Annotated in this window: 15 protein-coding genes, 1 tRNA gene and 1 pseudogene; 9 read left to right on the top strand and 8 right to left on the bottom strand. The window is 59.6% G+C overall.

Features of this window, described 5'->3' with window-relative positions; translation table 11 throughout:
- Positions 1 to 77: 77 nt before the first annotated feature.
- Entirely contained in the window at positions 78 to 986 is a 909-nt protein-coding gene (locus tag KW848_RS01755) for a zeta toxin family protein (RefSeq protein ID WP_218535033.1), read from the top strand.
- Between the two features lie 87 nt (positions 987 to 1,073).
- Entirely contained in the window at positions 1,074 to 2,996 is a 1,923-nt protein-coding gene (locus KW848_RS01750) for a PAS domain-containing sensor histidine kinase (RefSeq protein WP_218535031.1), read from the top strand.
- Between the two features lie 746 nt (positions 2,997 to 3,742).
- On the opposite strand, the gene KW848_RS01745 is transcribed toward KW848_RS01750, so the two are convergent.
- From KW848_RS01745 to KW848_RS01720, 6 genes and pseudogenes are all read right to left on the bottom strand, one after another.
- Positions 3,743 to 4,219, bottom strand: a complete 477-nt coding sequence (locus KW848_RS01745) for a hemerythrin domain-containing protein (protein WP_218535029.1) — start codon at positions 4,217 to 4,219, stop codon at positions 3,743 to 3,745.
- 481 nt (positions 4,220 to 4,700) lie between these two features.
- Positions 4,701 to 4,997: a hypothetical protein gene (locus tag KW848_RS01740; RefSeq protein ID WP_218535024.1), complete on the bottom strand. Its 297-nt coding sequence runs from the start codon at positions 4,995 to 4,997 to the stop codon at positions 4,701 to 4,703.
- Positions 4,998 to 5,185: 188 nt separating this feature from the next.
- Positions 5,186 to 6,529: a sodium:proton antiporter gene (locus tag KW848_RS01735; RefSeq protein WP_218535023.1), complete on the bottom strand. Its 1,344-nt coding sequence runs from the start codon at positions 6,527 to 6,529 to the stop codon at positions 5,186 to 5,188.
- A gap of 45 nt (positions 6,530 to 6,574) precedes the next feature.
- The gene (locus tag KW848_RS01730) at positions 6,575 to 7,186 is read right to left on the bottom strand and encodes a Yip1 family protein (RefSeq protein ID WP_218535022.1); all 612 of its coding nucleotides are present in this window, start codon (positions 7,184 to 7,186) and stop codon (positions 6,575 to 6,577) included.
- Between the two features lie 80 nt (positions 7,187 to 7,266).
- Positions 7,267 to 7,704: pseudogene (locus KW848_RS01725) on the bottom strand (SDR family oxidoreductase); the annotation flags it as partial.
- A gap of 300 nt (positions 7,705 to 8,004) precedes the next feature.
- Positions 8,005 to 9,159, bottom strand: a complete 1,155-nt coding sequence (locus KW848_RS01720) for a MalY/PatB family protein (protein ID WP_218535020.1) — start codon at positions 9,157 to 9,159, stop codon at positions 8,005 to 8,007.
- A gap of 243 nt (positions 9,160 to 9,402) precedes the next feature.
- Here KW848_RS01720 and fdnG point away from each other — a divergent pair, with 243 nt between their 5' ends.
- The 7 genes from fdnG to KW848_RS01685 all read left to right on the top strand — a co-directional run bounded on the left by fdnG (position 9,403) and on the right by KW848_RS01685 (position 18,492).
- A complete protein-coding gene (gene fdnG / locus KW848_RS01715) occupies positions 9,403 to 12,468 on the top strand; it encodes a formate dehydrogenase-N subunit alpha (RefSeq protein WP_218535013.1) in 3,066 nt (1,021 codons plus the stop codon).
- On the top strand, positions 12,469 to 13,404 hold the full coding sequence (gene fdxH / locus KW848_RS01710) for a formate dehydrogenase subunit beta (RefSeq protein ID WP_218535010.1): 936 nt from the start codon (positions 12,469 to 12,471) through the stop codon (positions 13,402 to 13,404).
- Entirely contained in the window at positions 13,401 to 14,054 is a 654-nt protein-coding gene (locus KW848_RS01705; RefSeq protein WP_192408513.1) for a formate dehydrogenase subunit gamma, read from the top strand. Before fdxH ends, KW848_RS01705 begins: the two co-directional genes overlap by 4 nt.
- Before the next feature lie 4 nt (positions 14,055 to 14,058).
- Entirely contained in the window at positions 14,059 to 14,985 is a 927-nt protein-coding gene (fdhE, locus tag KW848_RS01700) for a formate dehydrogenase accessory protein FdhE (RefSeq protein WP_218535007.1), read from the top strand.
- A gap of 76 nt (positions 14,986 to 15,061) precedes the next feature.
- Positions 15,062 to 16,486, top strand: coding sequence for an L-seryl-tRNA(Sec) selenium transferase (selA, locus tag KW848_RS01695; protein WP_218535003.1), 1,425 nt, complete (start codon positions 15,062 to 15,064; stop codon positions 16,484 to 16,486).
- Positions 16,483 to 18,390, top strand: coding sequence for a selenocysteine-specific translation elongation factor (gene selB / locus KW848_RS01690; RefSeq protein WP_218535001.1), 1,908 nt, complete (start codon positions 16,483 to 16,485; stop codon positions 18,388 to 18,390). The genes selA and selB overlap by 4 nt, the downstream gene beginning before the upstream one ends.
- Positions 18,391 to 18,396: 6 nt before the next feature.
- Positions 18,397 to 18,492: transfer RNA gene (locus KW848_RS01685), tRNA-Sec, on the top strand.
- 9 nt (positions 18,493 to 18,501) lie between these two features.
- Here KW848_RS01685 and KW848_RS01680 read toward each other — a convergent pair.
- Positions 18,502 to 19,842 (bottom strand): OprD family porin, encoded by a 1,341-nt coding sequence (locus KW848_RS01680; protein WP_218534999.1) that lies wholly within the window; start codon positions 19,840 to 19,842, stop codon positions 18,502 to 18,504.
- Positions 19,843 to 19,905: 63 nt separating this feature from the next.
- A complete protein-coding gene (locus KW848_RS01675; protein WP_008146861.1) occupies positions 19,906 to 20,559 on the bottom strand; it encodes a hydrolase in 654 nt (217 codons plus the stop codon).
- Positions 20,560 to 20,579 lie beyond the last annotated feature (20 nt).

Here is a 20,579-nt window from a genome sequence, read left to right as displayed (position 1 = left end):
AACAAGCAGCGAATACTGTCTTTATTCAAAGAGCCCGTCATCACTTTCAGCTGAATCTTTGATAAGGAAATCAAGATATGTCAGTAGCACCGCAATACACGTACACCCCTGAGCAGGTCACCGCAGCATTCAATGAAATAAAAGCGACGCTGTTCAGCGGCATCACGGCCGAGGCAACCCCCAAAATCCTGGTCGTTGCCGGGCTGCAAGGGTCAGGTAAAACCTACCTGCTGGAAAAGACCCTGCTGCCTTCAAATCGCTACAACAATTATGTTCGTCTTTACCTGCCCGACTACCGCAAGAAACACCCCCAATACGCAGAGATGATCAAACTCGGCGTCTTGCATGCGTATGAGCATACCGAGGCATTTGTTCGCGAAGTCAGTACGAAAATCTATAAGCAAGCCTTCAGCCGCAAATTCAACATCATCATGGAATGTGCGTTCGATAGCCTCGCATTCGCGACCTTCCCGCCGTCGGCGACCGCCGCCGGTTATCAGTTCGAAACTCACATCGTTGGTTGCACTCAAGAGTTTGCTCATGTGTCGAGCATTAAACGAGCGTTCAAAAGCCTTGAAGACCAGGAAATGGAACGGTTTCTCACGGTATCGAAACTGGATGCCAGCATGAATTATGCGCCTGCGATCATCCTGGCCTTCGAGACGGCTGCAAAAGCGGTCAGCGGCTCGCAAGTCAATGTGTATGAACGCGGGTTCGGCGTGTTGAACGAGCGAACCTTGATTGCCCAGAGTACTTACTCCAAAGCTGCCGACGGTTCCGTCACCACAACGACAACCAAGGTGGATTTTGCGTACAGCATCTATTCGAACATTATCGACAACCACGTCTTCGCGGCGAGCGATCGCGATGAAGTCATCAAAGAGTGCCACCTGGCGCTGCTCAAGATGGCGACTTATGCTTCGCATGTTCCGAAATTCGTCTACAACGATCTGTACGCCTACATCGTCAAACACGTGAATCGATAACGTTGGGCGAGGAGTACCGTTTTTCCGGCTTTCCAAATGCGTGGTTTGTCGCATACTCCAAAAAAACGGTCGTACCAAGAGGCATCAATGAACGAGGATCGGACCAAAGCCAGCGCCATCGACGACAGTCGTTTTCGCCTGTTGATCGATGCTGTGATTGACTACGCGATCTACATGATTGATCCCGATGGCATCATCACCAGTTGGAACACCGGCGCCAGGCGTTTCAAGGGGTACGAGGAGTCTGAAATCCTCGGTCAGCATTTTTCGCGGTTCTATACCGAAGAGGATCGCCGTGCCGGTTTGCCCCAGCAGGCACTGGATACGGCGATCCGGGAGGGGCGTTTCGAGGGGGAAGGCTGGCGGGTTCGCAAGGACGGCACGCATTTCTGGTGCCACGTGGTCATTGATCCGATTCTTGACCCGTCGGGCACGTTGCTTGGGTTTGCCAAGATCACCCGGGACCTGACCGACCGCAAGATGGCTGAAGAGATCCTCAAGCAAAGCGAGCAGCAATTCCGCCTGCTGGTTCAAAGTGTCACTGATTACGCCATCTACATGCTCACCCCGGATGGCCGCATGACCAATTGGAATCTTGGGGCTCAGCGCATCAAGGGCTACTTGCCCGAAGAGGTCATTGGCCAGCATTTTTCGATGTTTTACACCCCGGAAGATCGCGAGGCCGGCGAACCACAACGGACTCTGGACATTGCGGTACGTGAGGGGCGATTCGAAAACAAAAGCTGGCGCATGCGCAAGGACGGTACGCGGTTCCTGGCGCATGTCGTGGTCGACCCGATTTGGGGCGACACCGGCACGTTACTCGGCTTTGCCAAGATCACCCGTGATATCACCGAAGTCACACAAGCCCAGCAGACCTTGGAGCAAACCCGCGAAGCGCTGTTTCAGGCGCAGAAGATGCAGGTCATCGGTCAACTCAGTGGTGGCATTGCCCACGACTTCAACAACTTGCTGACCGTCATCCTTGGCAATCTGGAAATCATCGGCAAACGCGTCGGCGACGATTCGAGAATTACCCGATTGGTGGACAACGCTACCCAGGGTGCCCAGCGTGGCGTAACCCTGACTCAGCGCATGCTGGCGTTTGCCAGACGCCAGGAGCTCAAGTCCGAACCTGTCGAGATCCCGACGCTGGTGCAAGGGATTACCGGACTGTTGCGCAGCTCACTTGGGCCTTCGGTGATGCTCGAAACACGCTTTTCGCCAGAACTTGAACCGGTCCAGGCCGACATCAATCAGCTCGAACTGGCGGTACTGAATCTGGTGACCAACGCTCGAGATGCAATGCCCCATGGCGGAAAAATCGTGATCAGTGCCCAGACTGATGCTGTTCTGGACAAGGCGCATCTTTCCCTGGCGCCCGGTCGTTATGTCTGCCTGAGTGTCACCGACACGGGCGAGGGCATGGATGACGCGACGCTGGCATCGGCAACGGACCCTTTTTTCACCACAAAGGGCGTTGGCAAAGGCACTGGCCTGGGGCTGTCGATGGTTCATGGTTTTATTGAGCAATTGGGCGGCCGATTCGTTCTCAAGAGCCTGAAGGACAAAGGCACAACCGCCGAACTGTGGATACCCGTCGCCGCCGCGGGTTCAGTTGCCCAACCTGTTGCCGAGGAGCAAGCCGCACCGCCGGTGCCCCGACTGTGTGTGTTGGTGGTGGACGACGACAGCCTGGTATTGACCAGTACCTGCCTGTTGCTCGAGGACCTGGGGCATCGAGTGATCAGTGCAGCGTCCGGCGCGCAGGCGCTCGCAATGCTCGACAGCGAACAGGCGATTGATCTGGTAATCACCGACATGGCCATGCCGCAGATGAATGGCGCGCAACTGGCGCAGGCTATCCGGATCATCAAGCCGAACCTGCCGATCATCCTTGCTACTGGTTACGCCGAGCGTCTGGAAGGTTTCGCGACCCGACTGCCGCGGCTGTCCAAACCTTTTACCCAACTTAATCTGGTGGAAATCATTGCCTCGACCATGAAGTGACAACGCTTGCTCGGTGTTTGGCCGCTTTTGTGGTCGGGTACATATCCGGTTCTGCGGTAACGGCGGCTGGCGGTTTCGCTTTTACAGCGAGTCACTTGGAAAAGCCCCAAGAAACCAAGGGCTCTTGCCCCTTTCGTTCGGTGCCTCGCTCCGGTCCTGCTCCGTGGGCCCGCCGCCATCGGCCATCCATGGCCGGGGGCGGCTAACCCGGCGTCCATGCCGGGTTGCCCACTGCGCAGAACCTCCACTCGGCCTCCCGATGGGGGGTGCACCCCAAGATCAAAAGCTGGAGGCGAGCTAACGCTCGGCCTGATGAGTGGTGAGAAGCAAAAGCTGTACGCCGATCTGCTTTCTGTGGGAGCGGCGGTGCGACGATTCGACTTGCTCGCGAAGCTGTTGATCTTGCCGTTGCCGTTGCCGTTGCTTTGGCTTTTGATTTTGATCTGTTGCCCCTTTCCCAGAGGCCGAACGCAGGCGTTGCGCAGGGGGCACCGCGGCAAGGATGCCGCGGTAGCCGCCCCCGGCCATGGATGGCCGATGGCGGCGGGCCCCCGGAGCAATGCCTTCGTTACGGCATGCCGAGCCACAGCGAGGCACCGAATGGCGGGGCAAGAGCCCTTGGTTACTTGGGGCTTTTCCAAGTGACTCGCTGTAAAAGCGAAACCGCCAGCCGCCGTTACCGCAGAAACGGATATGCCCCCAACCTTAAGCGAACAGCATTACAGTGCCTTGCCATTCCTCCAGCATCAAGCCGCCAGATTGCCTGCACTCATCTCTTTCTTGTACTGAACTTTCAAACGTTCCATTTGCGCACCCAACTCTTCCAGGGTGGCTTTGCCCAACAGCTTCCTGGCCTGAGGAAACATCTCGGTTTCCTCCTCTTCAATGTGATGTTCCAGCAGCTCCTTGACCACTTTCACCCGACCGGCAAATTCCGGCGTGGACGGGTCGGTGACCTTCAAGTCTGGCAGCACCAGCGAATCTACGGCGCGATGTTCTTCCTTGGCTTCGTAATACATGACGTCCTGCTCCTTGCCCCCGGCTTTCTTGTACGCCGGGTACAAGACTTCCTCTTCGAGACGGGTGTGGATGGCGATCTCCATTTCCAGCTTGGCCAGCAACTCGCCGCGCTTTTTAACACCACGCTCGGTGGATTCGCTTAATTGGGTCAGGATGCCTTTTACACGTTCATGGTCGGCTTTCAACAGGTCTATGGCATTCATGGTCGAGTCTCTCCAACATGTCTGGGGGTGAGCGCGAACGGTCTCAAGGCCGAAAGTCGCTCATTGTCCTGGAGCATTTGTCGTGCCGGTTTTTGCCAGTGCGATAACGTGTTTACAAAACAATAAGTTGAAGTGACTGATGGCGAACTGGGGGCATGCAGCCTGCATGAGTCCGGAAATTGACTCATGCAGTTCGCAGTGGAACATTGATGTTTCAGACAATAAAAAAGCTCGGTGACTGCGCCTAATGCTGTTCACTTAAGACATTCTTCAGTCGAGCTAGAACCTGTGGCGAGGGGATTTATCCCCGTTGGGCTGCGAAGCGGCCCCAGCGTCTTTTCAGACAGACTAAGTTGTCTGGATTACGACTGCTTCGCAGCCGAACGGGGCGGTGCGACGTTTCGCTAAATCCCCTCGCCACAAATGTGGACGCCGCGCTTAAGTGAACAGCATTCGGCGCAGTCGCCGGGCTTTTCAACGCTCAGGAGATGGATTCGGGTTGCTGGAGCGGACGATGAGCGTTTTGCGTGGATATCGAGACAGGTGGGAAATCTTCGTTGAGCAGCCGCAAGTGCTCGATCGCTTCCTTGAACTTCAAGTCGGCCTTTCTACGCAAGGCCCGATAACGATCGAACTGTTCCACATCCATGTCGCTGCCCTCGAGTAACGCGAAGGCACTACGGCTGAGCGCCTGGGCCTCTTCAAACATTTGATGATTACGTTCCAGGGCCAAAGCCCGGCAAGCTTTGATTTCATCGGAGGTGGAATAGTGAACCATGACCAACACCTGATTTTTTCGAGGTTCTTCTTGATAGGTATCGATGCCGCAGGGGAACCGAACCTGGCATGTCCCGACCGTGCAAAAGCCGAGTGGGATTAAGGTTGTGACCTGCGGGGTCGCTCAAGGACTTCAAATTTATCAGTGAAGAAATTCGATAATTCATGCCGTAAATACTCACGACCAAATCAAAAAATCTGTTTTTTTTGCCGTTCATATTGAGCCAGGATCGGTTGAGTACTGATTCCGTGAAGCAGGATGCTGAGCGCGACCACGGACAACGTCAGGTCGGTGCATAGCGTTGCTATTGACTCACCCAACCCGTGGTTCAGGGCATAAAACAGGTAATACAGACTGCCGATGCCGCGTATGCCGAACCAGCCAATCAACATTCGCTGGTGGCCGTTGAGCAAACTGCCCCACGGCATGGCGACGACGCTCAGTGGTCGTATCAGGCAAAACAACACGCCGGCGATCGACAACGCACGCCAGTCCCAATGCGCCATCAGCACCACGCCGAGCAGCGTCACCAGAAACACTTCCATGGCCCGTTCCACCAGACTGCCAAAGGCGAGCATGTCGCTCATCATGATGCCCGCGGCAACCTGCGTGTCTTCAAGGCTTGCGGTATCACCATGAACCGCGTGCTGCGGCTCGACGTTCTGATGTCCCACGACAGGCTGAACCAGATGCTCGGCAGGAAGCTCGTCGTCGCCGGTGGATTTGACTTCTTCGTGGCGCAAACCCAAGCCGGCGGCGAACACTGACAGAAAGCCGTAACCGTGAATCCACTCGGCCCCGACATACGCCAGGGCAATCAAGGCGAGGGCGAGGTAATCATTCGGGGAAAGGGTGCTGTCGTCATTTTTGATGCGCATTAACAAGGTCAGGCGGCCAATACCGCGGCCCATCCAGTAACCGGTGAGCAAACCGGCCGGGATTGCCCACAACAGACTGCGCAACACCCAGTCGCTGAGCCAGCCGGGGTTGCTGTCGTGTTGCACCAGCAGCAGGCCGAGGATGACAAACGGGAAGGCGATCCCGTCATTGAGCCCGGCTTCACCCGACAGCCCGAAGCGCACGCTGTCGTCATCCCGGGCGTCGTTGACCTGCACCAGGGCGGCGAGCACCGGGTCGGTGGGCGCCAGAATCGAGCCGATCAACACGGACGCGCCCCAGGACAATTCGAAAGCGTAATGCAGCAACAGGCTGACCCCGGCAATGGTCAACACCATGACCGGGCCAGCCAGGCCGTAGGCAATGCGCCAGTTTTCGTTCCTGAGCGGCAAGCGCAACTTCAAACCGCAGACAAACAACGAAAACAGCACGGCGACTTCCGTCAGGTGCTCCATCCAGGTGGACGCATCTTCGGTGTCCAGTTTCAACAGTCCAAGCCCGGCGGGACCGATGGCTGCGCCCAGCACCAGACACACCGCCGACGTGGTCACCGGCATCCAGCGCAGGTACGAAGAGGTCAGCGCCAGCGTCAGCAGCACCGCACCCAACACCGCCACCCATAAAATGAAGCTCATGCTCGGTACTCGCCGGGTGCATGCCGCGATGCAGGGCCTGCGCCATCAACCGACGGTCGTGCGCAGGTATTCAGGCGTCAATACGTTGAACCATAGCAGGATCATCGAGACCAGGAGGGTGACCAGCACCAGCAGGCCGACGCCCCAGACGCAAGTGGCATTCAGCAAGCCTTGTTCCTTGCGCTCATGCATAAAGGTCGGCAAGCCGACGAACAGCAGAAACGTCGAATAGATCGACGCCGCGCCCAGCCCCACAATCGCCAGCCAGCGGCTCGGGTACAAACCGGCGAAGCCTGCGAGGAAAAACGGGGTCACGGTGTAAGCGGCAAAACCGATGCATTGGTTGACGGTCGGCCGCGCGTCGAAGGTGCGCGACATCCAGCGGATGAACAGCCCCATCAGCGCCACGCCGGCGACGATGGTCACGTACAGCAGAACGCAGAGTTGTAGCGCGCTGGCGCTGCTGAGTTTGACCGTTTCGTTTTCGACCAGGCTCCAGCCGATGTAGGTGGTCCCGATAAACAGGCACACAGCAGGGATCATGGCGAGCAACAGTAAATGAGCGAGGTAGTGGTATGGATGCGCTTCCTCTTCCTTGCGGATATCCGTCCACGCGTAGTTCGGTTGGGTGAACAGCTTGACGATAGGTGCGGACATGATGACCTCCAGATATCGAAAGGCCCGCCATTGGAGGGCCTATAAGAATGTGGAGCTCTGGAAATGGCGACGGGTTCAACTTAAAGCATCGGCTTGCCACCGGTGATTCCATAGCGCTGCCCCGTGATGTAACTGGCCTCGTCCGACGCCAGCAACACATAAATCGGCGCCACTTCCACCGGTTGACCCGGCCGGTCGAGTGGGGTTTGACCGCCGAAGTTCTGAACCTCTTCATCGGGCATGGTCGAGACAATCAGCGGCGTCCAGATCGGCCCCGGTGCCACGCAGTTCACCCGAATGTTCTCCGGCCCCAGCATCTGCGCCAGGCCAGCGGTGAAGTTGGCAATCGCACCCTTGGTCGTGGCGTAAGGCAGGAGGGTCGGTTTGGGCATGTCGGAATTGACCGAACGGGTGTTGATGATCGAACTGCCGGGTTTCATGTGCTTCAACGCGGCCTGACAGAGCCTGAAAATGGCGGTGATGTTGACGTCGAAGGTCATCACCCATTTTCTTTTGGGAGCCGGGGACTGGCTGGCTTTGTTTCGGGAAGGGGGGGGGTGGATAGGCAGTCATTGCGAAATCTCCGTTCTCAAGGCAGAGGAGTCAAAGGATTGACCCTGGTGTTTTGCCTTGAGTTCGGTTGGATTTCAGGGGCTGTCGAATCTCTCAAATCAAACAGATTACCCTGTGGGAGCGGCGGTGCGGCGATCCGACTTGCCCGCGAAGAGGTCGTCACATTCAACATCAATGGTGACTGACACTCCGCCTTCGCGGGCAAGCCCGCTCCCACAGGGATTTGTGGTGTTGCTGAGGTTTTGTCAGGCCTTGCGATTGAGCAAGCTGCGCTCCATCCGCGCAATGCCTTCTTCCAGCAATGACCGTGGGCAGCCGAAATTCAGGCGCACGAACTGTTTGCTGTCATCGCCGAAATCCAGACCAGGGCTCAACCCGACCTTGGCCTGTTCAAGGAAAAACTGCTGAGGGTTATCCAGGCCCAGCGCCGAGCAATCGAGCCACGCCAGATACGTGCCTTGCGGGATATTCATGGTCACCCCCGGCAGTCGCGTATTGACCGAGTCCACCAGATAATCCCGATTGCTTTGCAGATACGCCTTCAACCCGGTCAGCCAAGGACCGCCTTCGCTGTAGGCGACGCGCGTCGCTTCCATGCCCAGCGGGTTGACGCTGTCGACCATGCCGCAGCGGGCGTGGTTGACCTTTGCACGTAAAACCGAGTCCTGAATGATCATGAAAGACGTCTTCAGACCGGCAATGTTGTAGGCCTTGCTCGCCGACATCAGCGTGATGGTGCGCTTGGCGATTTCCGGGCTCAGGGAAGCTGTCGGAATGTGCACGCGCCCGTCGAAACACAGCTCGGCATGAATCTCGTCAGAGATGATCCAGGCATCCTGCTCCAGGCAAATGTCGGCGACCGCTTGCAGTTCTTCTCGCGGGAAGACTTTGCCCACCGGGTTGTGCGGGTTGCTCAGCAGCAGCGCACCGCCACCGGTCAGCGCCCGATTCAAGGCATCGAGTGGCGTGGCGTAAGTGCCGTCCGCCAACGCGTCGAATTCGAGTTCAACCTTGTTCAAGCCCCAGTGACCCGGCGCATGGCGCAGTGGCGGGTAGTTTGGAACCTGGACCACAACGTTCTGCTGGGGCTGGACCAGCGCATTCAGCGCCATGTTGAACCCCGACTCCACGCCCGGCAGGAAAATCAAATCCTCAGGCAATACGCGCCAGGCGTACTTGTTCCAGAGGTCGGCGACGATGGCATTGCGCAAGTCATCCTGGGCCACGCTGTAGCCGAGCATCGGGTGTTCCAGACGTTTTTGCAGGGCCTGGATGATCACCGGCGGTGCGGAGAAGTCCATGTCGGCCACCCACATCGGCAACACGTCGGCCGGGTAACGGCTCCATTTGGTACTGCCGGTGTTGTGGCGGTCGAACACCTGATCAAAATCGAAAGTCATGCTCAGTCTCATAAAAAGCGTGGTTGAACGTGGGGTCATGATAAACGCCAAGCCCCTGTGGGAGCGAGCACCCACAGGTTGGGTGTGATGGCTGAGGCTGCGGTGTTGCCCGATGGTCGGTTTTCACACAGTCAGTTCTAACATTGTCTACAGTTTTAAGTGTCGGCAGCCAGACTGCCGCCACCATGATTGTCCAGAAAAACCCGGCAAAAATACCGGGTTTCCACCTGACAGGAGTGCACGATGGACCTCAACCGTCGTCAGTTCTTCAAGGTCGCTGGTATCGGCCTTGCGGGCTCGAGCCTCGGCGCGCTGGGCATGGCCCCCGCGACTGCCTTCGCCGAGCAGGTGCGCCACTTCAAGCTTGCCCACACCCATGAAACCCGCAACACCTGCCCGTACTGCTCGGTCGGCTGCGGCGTGATCATGTACAGCCAGGGCGATGCGGCCAAGAACGTCGCGCAAAACATCATCCACATCGAAGGCGATTCCGACCACCCGGTCAACCGCGGCACCCTGTGCCCCAAAGGTGCCGGTCTGCTCGACTTCATTCACAGTCCCAACCGTCTTCAGTACCCACAGGTGCGCAAGCCCGGCACCACAGAGTGGACGCGAATCTCCTGGGATGAAGCGCTGGATCGCATCGCTGACCTGATGAAGGCTGACCGTGACGCCAACTTCATCGAGAAGAACGCTCAGGGGAAAACGGTGAATCGTTGGCTGACCACCGGTTTCCTTGCGGCGTCGGCGTCGTCCAACGAAGCGGGTTACATCACCCACAAGGTGATTCGCAGTCTGGGCATGCTGGGGTTCGATAACCAGGCACGTGTCTGACATGGCCCGACGGTGGCAAGTCTTGCCCCGACGTATGGCCGTGGTGCCATGACCAACCACTGGACCGATATCGCCAACGCGAATCTGGTTCTGGTGATGGGCGGCAACGCAGCAGAAGCGCACCCTTGCGGTTTCAAATGGGTGACCGAAGCCAAAGCCCACAACAAGGCGCGGCTGATTGTGGTCGACCCGCGTTTCACCCGTACCGCCTCGGTGGCCGACTATTACGCGCCGATCCGCACCGGAACCGACATCGCCTTCATGGGCGGGCTGATCAATTACCTGCTGACTGAAGACAAGATCCAGCACGAGTACGTGCGCGCCTATACGGACGTGTCGTTCATCGTCAAAGCCAACTACGGCTTCGAGGACGGATTGTTCAGCGGTTACGACGCTAACAAACGCACCTACACCGACAAGTCCGGCTGGGGCTACGAAATCGGCGAGGACGGCTTCGCCAAAGTCGACCCGACCTTGCAGGACCCGCACTGCGTCTATCAATTGATGAAGCAGCATTACAGCCGCTACACCCTGGAGCTGGCCAGTCAGGTTTGCGGCATGCCCACGGACGCGATGCAAAAAATCTGGGAAGAGATCGCCACCTGCTCGCAACCGGGCAAAACCATGACGATTCTCTATGCGCTGGGCTGGACCCAGCATTCGACCGGCTCGCAGATGATTCGCAGCGCGGCAATGGTGCAACTGCTGCTGGGCAACGTCGGCATGCCGGGCGGGGGCGTGAACGCCCTGCGCGGGCACTCCAACATTCAGGGCCTGACCGACCTGGGCTTGCTGTCCAACCTGCTACCCGGTTACCTGACCCTGCCGTCTGAGGCCGAACAGGATTACAACGCCTATATCGCCAAGCGCGCACTCAAGCCGCTGCGTCCCGGGCAGATGTCCTACTGGCAGAACTACGGCAAGTTTCACGTCAGCCTGATGAAAGCCTGGTACGGCGCCAACGCCACTGCTGAGAATAACTGGGGCTACGACTGGCTGCCCAAGCTGGACATTCCCGGCTACGACATCCTGAAAATGTTCGACATGATGGGCAAGGGCGAGGTCAATGGCTACATGTGCCAGGGATTCAACCCGATCGCCGCATTACCGGACAAGAACCGTGTGATGAAGGCGCTCGCCAAACTCAAATGGCTGGTGGTGATGGACCCACTGGCCACCGAAACCTCAGAGTTCTGGCGTAACGTCGGGCCTTACAACGATGTGGAAACGGCCAGCATCCAGACAGAAGTCATTCGTCTGCCGACCACCTGTTTCGCCGAAGAAAACGGTTCACTGGTCAACAGCGGTCGCTGGCTGCAATGGCACTGGAAGGGCGCCGATGGCCCAGGGCAGGCGCGCACGGACGTGAAGATCATGGCCGAGCTGTTCTTGCGCCTGCGCAAGCGTTACCAGGCCAACGGCGGTGCCTGGGCCGAGCCGATCCTCAAGCTCGACTGGCCCTACAAGACGGCGGAAGACCCGACACCGGAAGAGCTGGCCCGGGAATTTAACGGCTATGCCATCGCCGATGTCACTGACGCCTCAGGTGCGGTGGTCAAGGCCGGTCAGCAGCTGTCCGGCTTTGGCCAACTCAAGGACGATGGCAGCACGGCTTCCGGGTGCTGGATCTTCTGCGGCAGCTGGACCGAGCAGGGCAACAACATGGCCCGGCGCGACAATAGCGATCCTTTCGGCATGAAACAGAACCTGGGATGGGCCTGGGCCTGGCCGATGAACCGGCGGATTCTCTACAACCGCGCCTCCTGCGACCCTCAAGGCAAACCATGGGACGCGAACAAACGTCTGGTGTGGTGGAACGGCAAGGCCTGGACTGGCACCGACGTGCCCGACTACAAGGTCGATGCCCCACCGGAAGCGGGCATCAACCCGTTCATCATGAACCCCGAAGGCGTGGCGCGTTTCTTCGCCCTCGACAAGATGAACGAAGGCCCGTTCCCTGAACACTATGAGCCGTTCGAGACGCCCATTGGCATCAATCCGATGCACCCGAACAACAAGCAGGCGACCAGCAACCCGGCCGGGAGGATCTTCGATTCAGTCTGGGAAACCCTCGGGCAGGCCAAGGACTTCCCTTATGCGGCGACCAGTTACCGGCTGACCGAACACTTCCACTTCTGGACCAAGCATTGCCCCATCAATGCCGTGACCCAGCCCGAGCAGTTTGTCGAAATCGGTGAAGTGCTGGCCAAGGAGAAAGGCATCGTGGCCGGCGACCGGGTGCGTGTCAGTTCCAAGCGCGGGCATATAGAAGCAGTGGCGGTGGTGACCAAGCGGATTCGTCCGCTGCAGGTCAACAATCAGGTGGTGCACCAGATCGGTATCCCGTTGCACTGGGGATTCACTGGCGCCACCCGTCACGGTTACCTGACCAACACCCTGGTGCCGTTCCTCGGCGATGGCAACACTCAGACCCCGGAATCCAAGTCATTCCTGGTCAACGTGGAGAAAGTCTAAATGGCCAGCCAAGACATCATCGCCCGTTCGGCCACCACGACCGTCCCGTCCTCGGTACGCAATCAAGAGGAAGTGGCCAAGCTGATCGACACCACCAAGTGCATTGGCTGCAAGGCGTGTCAGGTCGCCTGCTCGGAATGGAACGAGCTGCGCGACGATGTCGGCCACAACCTCGGCACCTACGACAACCCACAGGACCTGAGCGCAGAAACCTGGACCTTGATGCGCTTCACCGAGCATGAAACCGACGCCGGCAACCTGGAGTGGCTGATTCGCAAGGACGGCTGCATGCACTGCGCCGAGCCCGGTTGCCTGGCGGCGTGCCCGAGTCCGGGGGCGATCATCAAGCACGCCAATGGCATTGTCGATTTCGACCAGGACCATTGCATCGGCTGCGGGTATTGCATCACCGGTTGCCCGTTCAATATCCCGCGAATCTCGCAGAAGGATCACAAGGCCTACAAATGCACATTGTGCTCGGACCGGGTGGCGGTGGGGCTGGAGCCAGCCTGCGTCAAAACCTGCCCGACCGGCGCCATTGTGTTCGGCACCAAGGATGATATGAAAGAACACGCGGCCGAAAGGATCGTCGACCTCAAGAGTCGTGGCTTCGACAACGCCGGTCTTTATGACCCTGCAGGTGTCGGCGGCACCCACGTCATGTACGTGCTGCACCACGCCGACACGCCGAAGTTGTATGCCGGCCTGCCGAGCGCTCCGACCATCAGTCCGCTGGTGGAGTTGTGGAAAGGCGTGAGTAAACCGTTGGGCTTACTGGCCATGGGCTTGGCCGTGCTGGCCGGGTTCTTCCACTACGTACGGGTCGGGCCGCAGTTGGTCGAGGAGGACGAACTGCCGACCACCGTTGATCCTGCGGTGCATGAAGTCGATCCGTCGGTACACACCTTTGATCCGCGCGGGGAGGACAGACCATGATCCGCAGACAGATCCTGCGCTACACCTCGAACCAGCGCACCAATCACTGGCTGGTGGCGATTTTCTTCTTCATGGCGGCGCTGTCGGGGCTGGCGTTGTTCCACCCGGCGCTGTTCTGGCTGAGCAATCTGTTTGGCGGTGGGCCGTGGACGCGCATTCTGCATCCGTTCATGGGCGTGGTGATGTTCGTCCTGTTCCTGGGATTGGTGATTCAATTCTTCCGGGCGAACTTCTTTATCAGCAATGACCGCTTGTGGCTGCGACGCGTCGGGCGGGTGATCAAGAACGAGGAAGAGGGCGTGCCGCCCATCGGCAAGTACAACCCTGGGCAGAAGCTGCTGTTCTGGACCTTGCTGATTTGCATGCTGGTGCTGTTGTTCAGCGGCTTGGTGATCTGGCGCGCGTATTTCAGCGAGTACTTCGGCATCACCAGCATTCGTTGGGCGATGCTGCTGCATGCGTTGGCGGGTTTGATCCTGGTGCTGAGCATCATCGTTCACATCTACGCTGGCATCTGGATCAAGGGTTCGGTCAGCGCCATGACGCATGGCTGGGTCAGCCGCGCCTGGGCGAGGAAACACCATGAACTCTGGTACCGCGAAGTGACCCGCGACGAACACCCCGACCGGCCAATCAGCAAAAAAGGATAACCCCTTGGCGACGATTCTTGAGCCTGGCGAGATCGAAGCGGCGGCGAGTTCGCCGCCGTTTCTGCACCTGCCACCGAACAACCTGTTCACCTTGCGCGCCTTGCGCCTGGAGCGTCTGGTCGACGGCCATCCATTGGCCGATTACCTGCGGCTGGTGACCGGCCTGTGCCACGTGCAGCAGCGTCTGCTGGACGATCCGCCTGTCACCGCCATGCCCGATCCCGAACGTAGGCGAGTGTGCCAGCAACATGGCTTGCCGCCGTTCGCAGCCGACAGTCTGGTGCGCGAAGACCATTGGCTGCCTTACCTCGAAGCGCTATTGCAGCGTTACCAGCCACCGCCGCAACCGGCCGTGGAAAAAGCCGTGGCGACCTTGCGCAGCGCCAACGTCGGGCAACGCAAGGCCTGGGCGATTGCGCTGGTCAGCGGCCAGTTCGCCTTGCTGCCCGCCGCCGTGGTGCCGTTTCTCGGCGCAACGTTGCAGGTGGCCTGGAGTCATTGGTTGCTGAGCACGCCGGACCTTGCGTTGAAGCCCGGTGACAGTCTCAGTCAGTGCCCGGCCTGTGGTTCGCCGGCCATGGCCGGGGTGATTCGTCATCGCGGCAAGTACAACGGCTTGCGGTATCTGGTGTGCTCGTTGTGTGCCTGCGAATGGCATGTGGTGCGGGTCAAGTGCGTGTATTGCGAACAAAGCAAAGGCCTTGAATACGTCAGCCTCGATGACGACCGCCACGCCGCCAACCAGGCCCCGTTGCGCGCGGAGGTCTGTCCGGGCTGTCGCAGCTACCTGAAACTGCTTTACCTGGAAAACGACGCCGAGGCCGAAGCGCTGTCGACGGACCTGACCAGCCTGCTACTGGACATGCGCCTGGAGCAGGAAGGCTACCAGCGTCCGGCGCCTAATCTGTTGCTGGCACCGGGAGGTGACTGAGCGAGCCCTTTAAGCTATCCCTCCGGGCTCAGCGACTACACTCAGGCGCGACGGTCAACGTTTGCGGGAGCGCCTGATGTCTTCCAGATCCGCCAGCTCAACCCTGCGGCTGCCTTCTATCGACAGTTTGCTGCGCCATCCCGCCTGTCAGCCATTGGCCGAACGTTACGGGCGAGATGCGCTGCTGGCCAGCCTGCGGCAATTGCTCGATGACTTGCGTGAACCGGTCCTTTTCGGGCAACTCGACGCCATTGAAGTCGCGCCTGAAGCGTTGGCGGGCAGGGCGGGTGAACGCTTGGCCAGTCAGCATCGCAGCAACGTGCGCCGGGTGTTCAATCTTACCGGTACGGTGCTGCACACCAATCTGGGGCGAGCGTTGTTGCCGGAGGAAGCCATCGAAGCGGTGCAAAGGGCGGCCCGTTATCCGCTTAACCTGGAATTCGATCTAAACAGCGGCAAGCGCGGCGACCGTGACGATCTGATCGAAGGCCTGATCCGCGAGCTGACCGGCGCCGAGGCGGTGACGGTGGTCAACAACAACGCCGCGGCGGTGTTGCTGGCGCTCAACAGCCTGGGCGCGCGTAAGGAAGGCATCATTTCCCGGGGCGAACTGATCGAAATCGGTGGCGCCTTCCGCATTCCCGACATCATGGCCAGGGCTGGGGTCAGGCTCCACGAAGTCGGCACCACCAATCGCACCCATGCCCGGGATTACGAGGCGGCCATCGGCCCCCGTAGCGGTTTGGTGATGCGCGTCCATGCGAGCAACTACAACATCGAAGGCTTCACCGCGCGGGTGCCGACCGCCGAGTTGGCGCAACTCGCGCATCAACACGGCTTGCCATTGCTTGAAGACCTCGGCAGCGGCAGCCTGCTGGACCTGACGCGCTGGGGCTTGCCCGCCGAACCGACGGTGCGCCAGGCGCTGATCGATGGCGCCGACATCGTCACCTTCAGTGGCGACAAACTGCTGGGTGGCCCCCAGGCCGGGTTGATTGTCGGCCGCAAAGACCTGATCGCGAAGATCAAGAAGAATCCACTCAAACGCGCCTTGCGGGTCGACAAACTGACCCTGGCCGCCCTCGAAGCGGTGTTGGGCCTGTACCGCGACCCTGATCGACTGGCCGAACGGTTGCCGAGTTTGCGCCTGCTGACCCGACCCCAGGCGGACATCCTCGCCCAGGCTGAACGCCTGCAACCCTCGCTGGCCAAAGCCTTGGGCGACGGCTGGAGCGTCAGCGCAGTACCGGCGCTGGGCATGATCGGCAGCGGCAGCCAACCGGTGGCGCGATTGCCGAGTGCCGCGTTATGCCTGCGACCGCACGTATCCAAACGTCTTCGCGGGCGGCAGCTGCAGGGTCTGGAAGCGGTCCTGCGTGCGTTGCCGATTCCGGTGCTGGGGCGCATTGATGACGATGCGTTGTGGCTGGACCTGCGGCAACTGGACGATGAACCGGCGTGGCTGGCGCAACTCGATCAAATGGCAGGAACCGTAGCGTGATCGTCGGCACCGCCGGGCACATCGACCACGGCAAGACGGCCTTGCTCCAGGCACTGACCGGCCTGCTCGGCGACCGGCGTCGGGAAGAACGTGAACGCGGCATGACCATCGACCTCGGCTACCTCTACGCGGCGCTGGAACCCCACGCGCCCCTGACCGGTTTTATCGACGTGCCCGGTCATGAGCGCTTCACCCACAACATGCTGGCGGGGGCTCAGGGCATTGATCTGGTGTTGCTGGTGGTCGCGGCCGACGATGGTGTCATGCCGCAGACTCGCGAACACCTGGCCATCGTTGAACTGCTGGGTATCCCTCGAGCGCTGGTGGCGATCAGCAAATGCGACCGCGTCGAACCGTCCAGGGTGCAAGCCGTTCGCGATCAGATCCAGACATTGCTGGCCCCGGGCCCCTATGCCAACGCGCCGCAGATTGCGCTGTCGAGCGTGACCGGGGAGGGCGTCGAGACGCTGCGTCAGGCCTTGCTCGCGGCGCAACGTGAAGTTCTTCAACGCAGCACCAGCGGCGGTTTTCGCCTGGCGATTGACCGAGCCTTCAACGTGGCCGGCGTCGGTATCGTGGTGACCGGCACTGCGTTGTCTGGCGTGGTGGCCGTGGGCGATACGCTGATGCTCGGCCCGCTGGGCAAACCCGTTCGCGTGCGTGGCTTGCATGCGCAGAGTCAGGCTGCCGAGATCGCCATGGCCGGACAGCGAGTGGCGTTGAACCTGAGTGCCGAACGCTTGGCCCTGGAGCAGATCCATCGCGGTCAGTGGCTGTCGTCCGAGTGGCTGTACGCGCCAACCCAGCGAGTGGATATCGACCTGCAATTGTTGGCCAGCGAACCCAAAGCCTTCGAGCACTTTCACCCTGTGCATGTTCACGTGGGGACTCAGGACGTGACCGGCCGGGTGGCGTTGCTGGAAGGCACTCGCCTTTTGCCGGGTGAACGGATGTTCGCGCAACTGCTGTTGAATGCGCCGGTGCAGGCCGTGAAGGGCGATCCCTTGATCCTGCGGGACCAGAGCGCCCAACGCACCCTCGGCGGCGCGCGGGTGCTCGACCCGTTTGCACCGACCCGACAACGCCGCAGCCCCGAACGGTTGGCGCAGTTATACGCCCTCGCCACAGGTAATCAGTTGGAGGAGATCCTGCCGGCATTATTGGCCAACAGCGACACCGGGCTCGACCCGCGGCGTCTTGAGCGTCAGTTCAACCGCCCCCGCAACACCTGGGTTTTGCCCGATGACGTGCGCCTGATCGACACCCGCCAAGGCCCGTTGCTGTTCAGTGCGGCCCGCTGGGAAGCACTGAAAGCACTGTTGCTGGAACACCTCGCACGTTTTCATCAACTGGAACCGGATCAAATGGGCCCGGACCGGGATCGCCTGCGGCGGTTCAGCGGCACAGCGCTGGAGCGTGCGACGTTCATCAGCCTGCTCGACGAATTACTCGCCAGCGCGGCCATTGCCGCCAGCGGGCCATGGTTGCATTTACCCGATCATCAGGTGCGTTTGAGCGAAGACGACGACGCCTTGTGGCAACACTTGCAGCCATTGTTCGAACAGGCTGGTTTTGATCCGCCGTGGGTGCGCGACCTTGGCCATGACGAGGCGGCCGTGCGCTTGCTGCTGTGCAAAATGGCGAGGTTGGGATTGGTGCATCAAGTCGTCCGTGACCTGTTCTACACCGACACGATGATCCGCCGATTGGCGGCTATGCTTGTGCAACTGGCGGCGCAAAACCCGGTGATTCAGGTCACGGCGTTTCGTGATGCGGTGGGCCTGGGGCGCAAGCGCAGCATCCAGATTCTCGAATACTTCGACCGGATCGGCCTGACGCGACGGTTTGGCGACAAGCGCCACATCCGCCTCGACAATGCCTTGGCCCAACGCACCGACCACTGATTTCAAGGAAGGCAATCGCGCCCGGTGGCGCGGCCGGGCTTCAAACCCGGTTGGGGACGGCATCCGTTCCCGGGCAGGTTCGACTCCGGCTGCCTTCCGCCATTTTCCCCATCAGAGATGCCCGAAGCTCAACGGGTACTGGATGACCACATAAACCCTGTCGATATCATCGCCCGCCTGGGCTGTGTTGGCTCGATGCGAAACATGGGACAGCTGCACGGACAGCCCTTTGGCCGAGCCGGACTGCACGATATAACGAAGGTCTATGTCCCGCTCCCAATGCCGTCCGCCGTCCCCTTGTTGAGGAACGTACTCACCGAGCGTCTCGTCGAACGGGTTGTAGGCTCCACCTTTGGGCGCATGGGTGCCGTCGATCTGGCTGCCTTTCACATAACGGGTCATGAAGTTCAGCCCGGGAATCCCGTAGGGGCCCAGGTCAAGGTCATAGCGTGCTTGCCAGGAACGTTCATGAGCGCCGTTGAAGTCCGCGTACTTGATCGAGTTGGCGAGGTAGATGGAGTCGCCACCGACGAAATCGAAGGGCGTGTCGCCATTGATTTTTTGATAAGCCAGCGTGAACCCGTGGGCATCGTGAGTGTATTTGCCCGACAGGCTGAATGCCGTGTTATCGATGGCGCCGGCCAACGCCTGGCCGGTGTCCTGCGTGTGATAGACATTGGCATCGAGGAACATGCCGGATTGTTTCAGGTGCAGGTTGGCGTAGTACTGGTGCCAGGTGTCGGTCAGCTCGGAAGCGTAGAGCGCGCCGCCGACGGGACTCTGGGTGAACAGGTCAGCGCCGAGAAACGAGATGCCACCGGCCTCGGTGTTGGCGCCGTAGCCGTAAAAGTCGTCTTTGCTCGAAGAACTGTCCTGGTTCTTGAACGCGGTGAAGTGACCGGCCTGCAGATTCATACCGTCGATTTCACGGCTGTTGAGCAAAAAACCCGTGGCGTACTCCGGTTGCAGGCGTTTGTCTGCGGTGTCGAACACCGGGGTTTCCACCATCATTTCACCGAAGGCCACTGTGGTTCGGGAGGCCTTGATTTTCAACGCCGCGCCGCCGCTGGAGTAGTTGTCTTCACTGCGGCCATCAGCATCCACGGGCAGCAGTCCAGTCCCGGAATGGCCCTTGCCGCCATCGAGCTTGAGCCCCAGAAACCCATGGGCATCCAGGCCAAATCCAAATGTGCCGGGTGTGAATCCAGATTCAAAAGCGCCGATAAATCCTTGAGCCCACTCCTGTTTATAGTTTTTGTCCGCGGGTGACGGTGACCGATAGTCACTGTTGAGGTAGAAATTTCGACTGAGCACCGACAACGATGCACCGTCCAGAAAGCCCTGGGAGGGTTGCGTCGGTTCATCAGCCAGAGCAGCCCCGGCCGAGCCCGCGAACAGCACCGACACCCAGAACGGCAACGCGAGTTTCAGTTCTTGCGCGCAAAGCTTCATGGCTTATTCATCACGAGGACAGCGACTCCAGAATGTCTGGAGTCGCTTGTTTTTAGACGGCGCTTAATGGCCTTCCGAGGCACCGAACATGGTTTTGGCGTAGATCAGGCCAAGACCGTAGGAGCCTCCGTTCGCAATCGAGGTTTTCACCGTTTCGTCATAGGTTTCGGTACGTGCCCAGTCGCGCTGGAGTTCAAGCAGGTATTGCAGCGAGGTCATTGGGCGGGCACCGATCTGGATCATGCGCTGCATCGCCATTTCATGGGCTTCGGTGCTGACGTCGCCACAGGCATCGGCAATCACGTAAACCTCGAAACCCTGGTCGATGGCCGACAGTGCCGGGCCCACGATGCACACAGAGGTCCACAGACCGGCGAGGACGATTTTCTGTTTGCCGAACGCGTTGACTTCGACGGCAATGCGCTCGTCTTCCCAGGTGTTCATGCTGGTACGGTCGATGACGTTGTGTTCCGGGAACACTGACTTGATTTCGTCGAAGATCGGCCCGGAAAAGCTCTTCTCGGCGACGGTGGTCAGGATGGTCGAGACCTTGAAGCCCCGCGCGGCCTTGGCCACAAGTGCAGCGTTGTTGCGCAGGGTGACGGCGTCAATTGACTTGGTCGCAAAGGACATCTGCGACTGGTGATCGATCATGATCAGGGTGTGGTCGGACGGGGTCAGCAGGGTTTTGCCGGGAACAGCTTTTGCGAGGGCCATGGCGATGTCCTTACGGGTGA

Source organism: Pseudomonas sp. PDM25 (assembly GCF_019219045.1).
GTDB lineage: Bacteria > Pseudomonadota > Gammaproteobacteria > Pseudomonadales > Pseudomonadaceae > Aquipseudomonas.
The sequence above is the reverse complement of the archived record's forward strand: the minus strand, read 5'-3'. Positions and strand labels throughout refer to the sequence as shown.

Bases quoted from the DNA above. Each gene is read 5' to 3' on its own strand.
- KW848_RS01750 (WP_218535031.1), top strand. From the start codon at position 1,074: ATGAACGAGGATCGGACCAAAGCCAGCGCCATCGACGACAGTCGTTTT.
- KW848_RS01735 (WP_218535023.1), bottom strand. From the start codon at position 6,529: ATGAGCTTCATTTTATGGGTGGCGGTGTTGGGTGCGGTGCTGCTGACG.
- KW848_RS01675 (WP_008146861.1), bottom strand. From the start codon at position 20,559: ATGGCCCTCGCAAAAGCTGTTCCCGGCAAAACCCTGCTGACCCCGTCC.
- KW848_RS01705 (WP_192408513.1), top strand. From the start codon at position 13,401: ATGATCCGCAGACAGATCCTGCGCTACACCTCGAACCAGCGCACCAAT.
- KW848_RS01745 (WP_218535029.1), bottom strand. From the start codon at position 4,219: ATGAATGCCATAGACCTGTTGAAAGCCGACCATGAACGTGTAAAAGGC.
- KW848_RS01680 (WP_218534999.1), bottom strand. From the start codon at position 19,842: ATGAAGCTTTGCGCGCAAGAACTGAAACTCGCGTTGCCGTTCTGGGTG.
- KW848_RS01740 (WP_218535024.1), bottom strand. From the start codon at position 4,997: ATGGTTCACTATTCCACCTCCGATGAAATCAAAGCTTGCCGGGCTTTG.
- KW848_RS01720 (WP_218535020.1), bottom strand. From the start codon at position 9,159: ATGACTTTCGATTTTGATCAGGTGTTCGACCGCCACAACACCGGCAGT.
- KW848_RS01755 (WP_218535033.1), top strand. From the start codon at position 78: ATGTCAGTAGCACCGCAATACACGTACACCCCTGAGCAGGTCACCGCA.
- fdxH (WP_218535010.1), top strand. From the start codon at position 12,469: ATGGCCAGCCAAGACATCATCGCCCGTTCGGCCACCACGACCGTCCCG.
- KW848_RS01730 (WP_218535022.1), bottom strand. From the start codon at position 7,186: ATGTCCGCACCTATCGTCAAGCTGTTCACCCAACCGAACTACGCGTGG.
- selA (WP_218535003.1), top strand. From the start codon at position 15,062: ATGTCTTCCAGATCCGCCAGCTCAACCCTGCGGCTGCCTTCTATCGAC.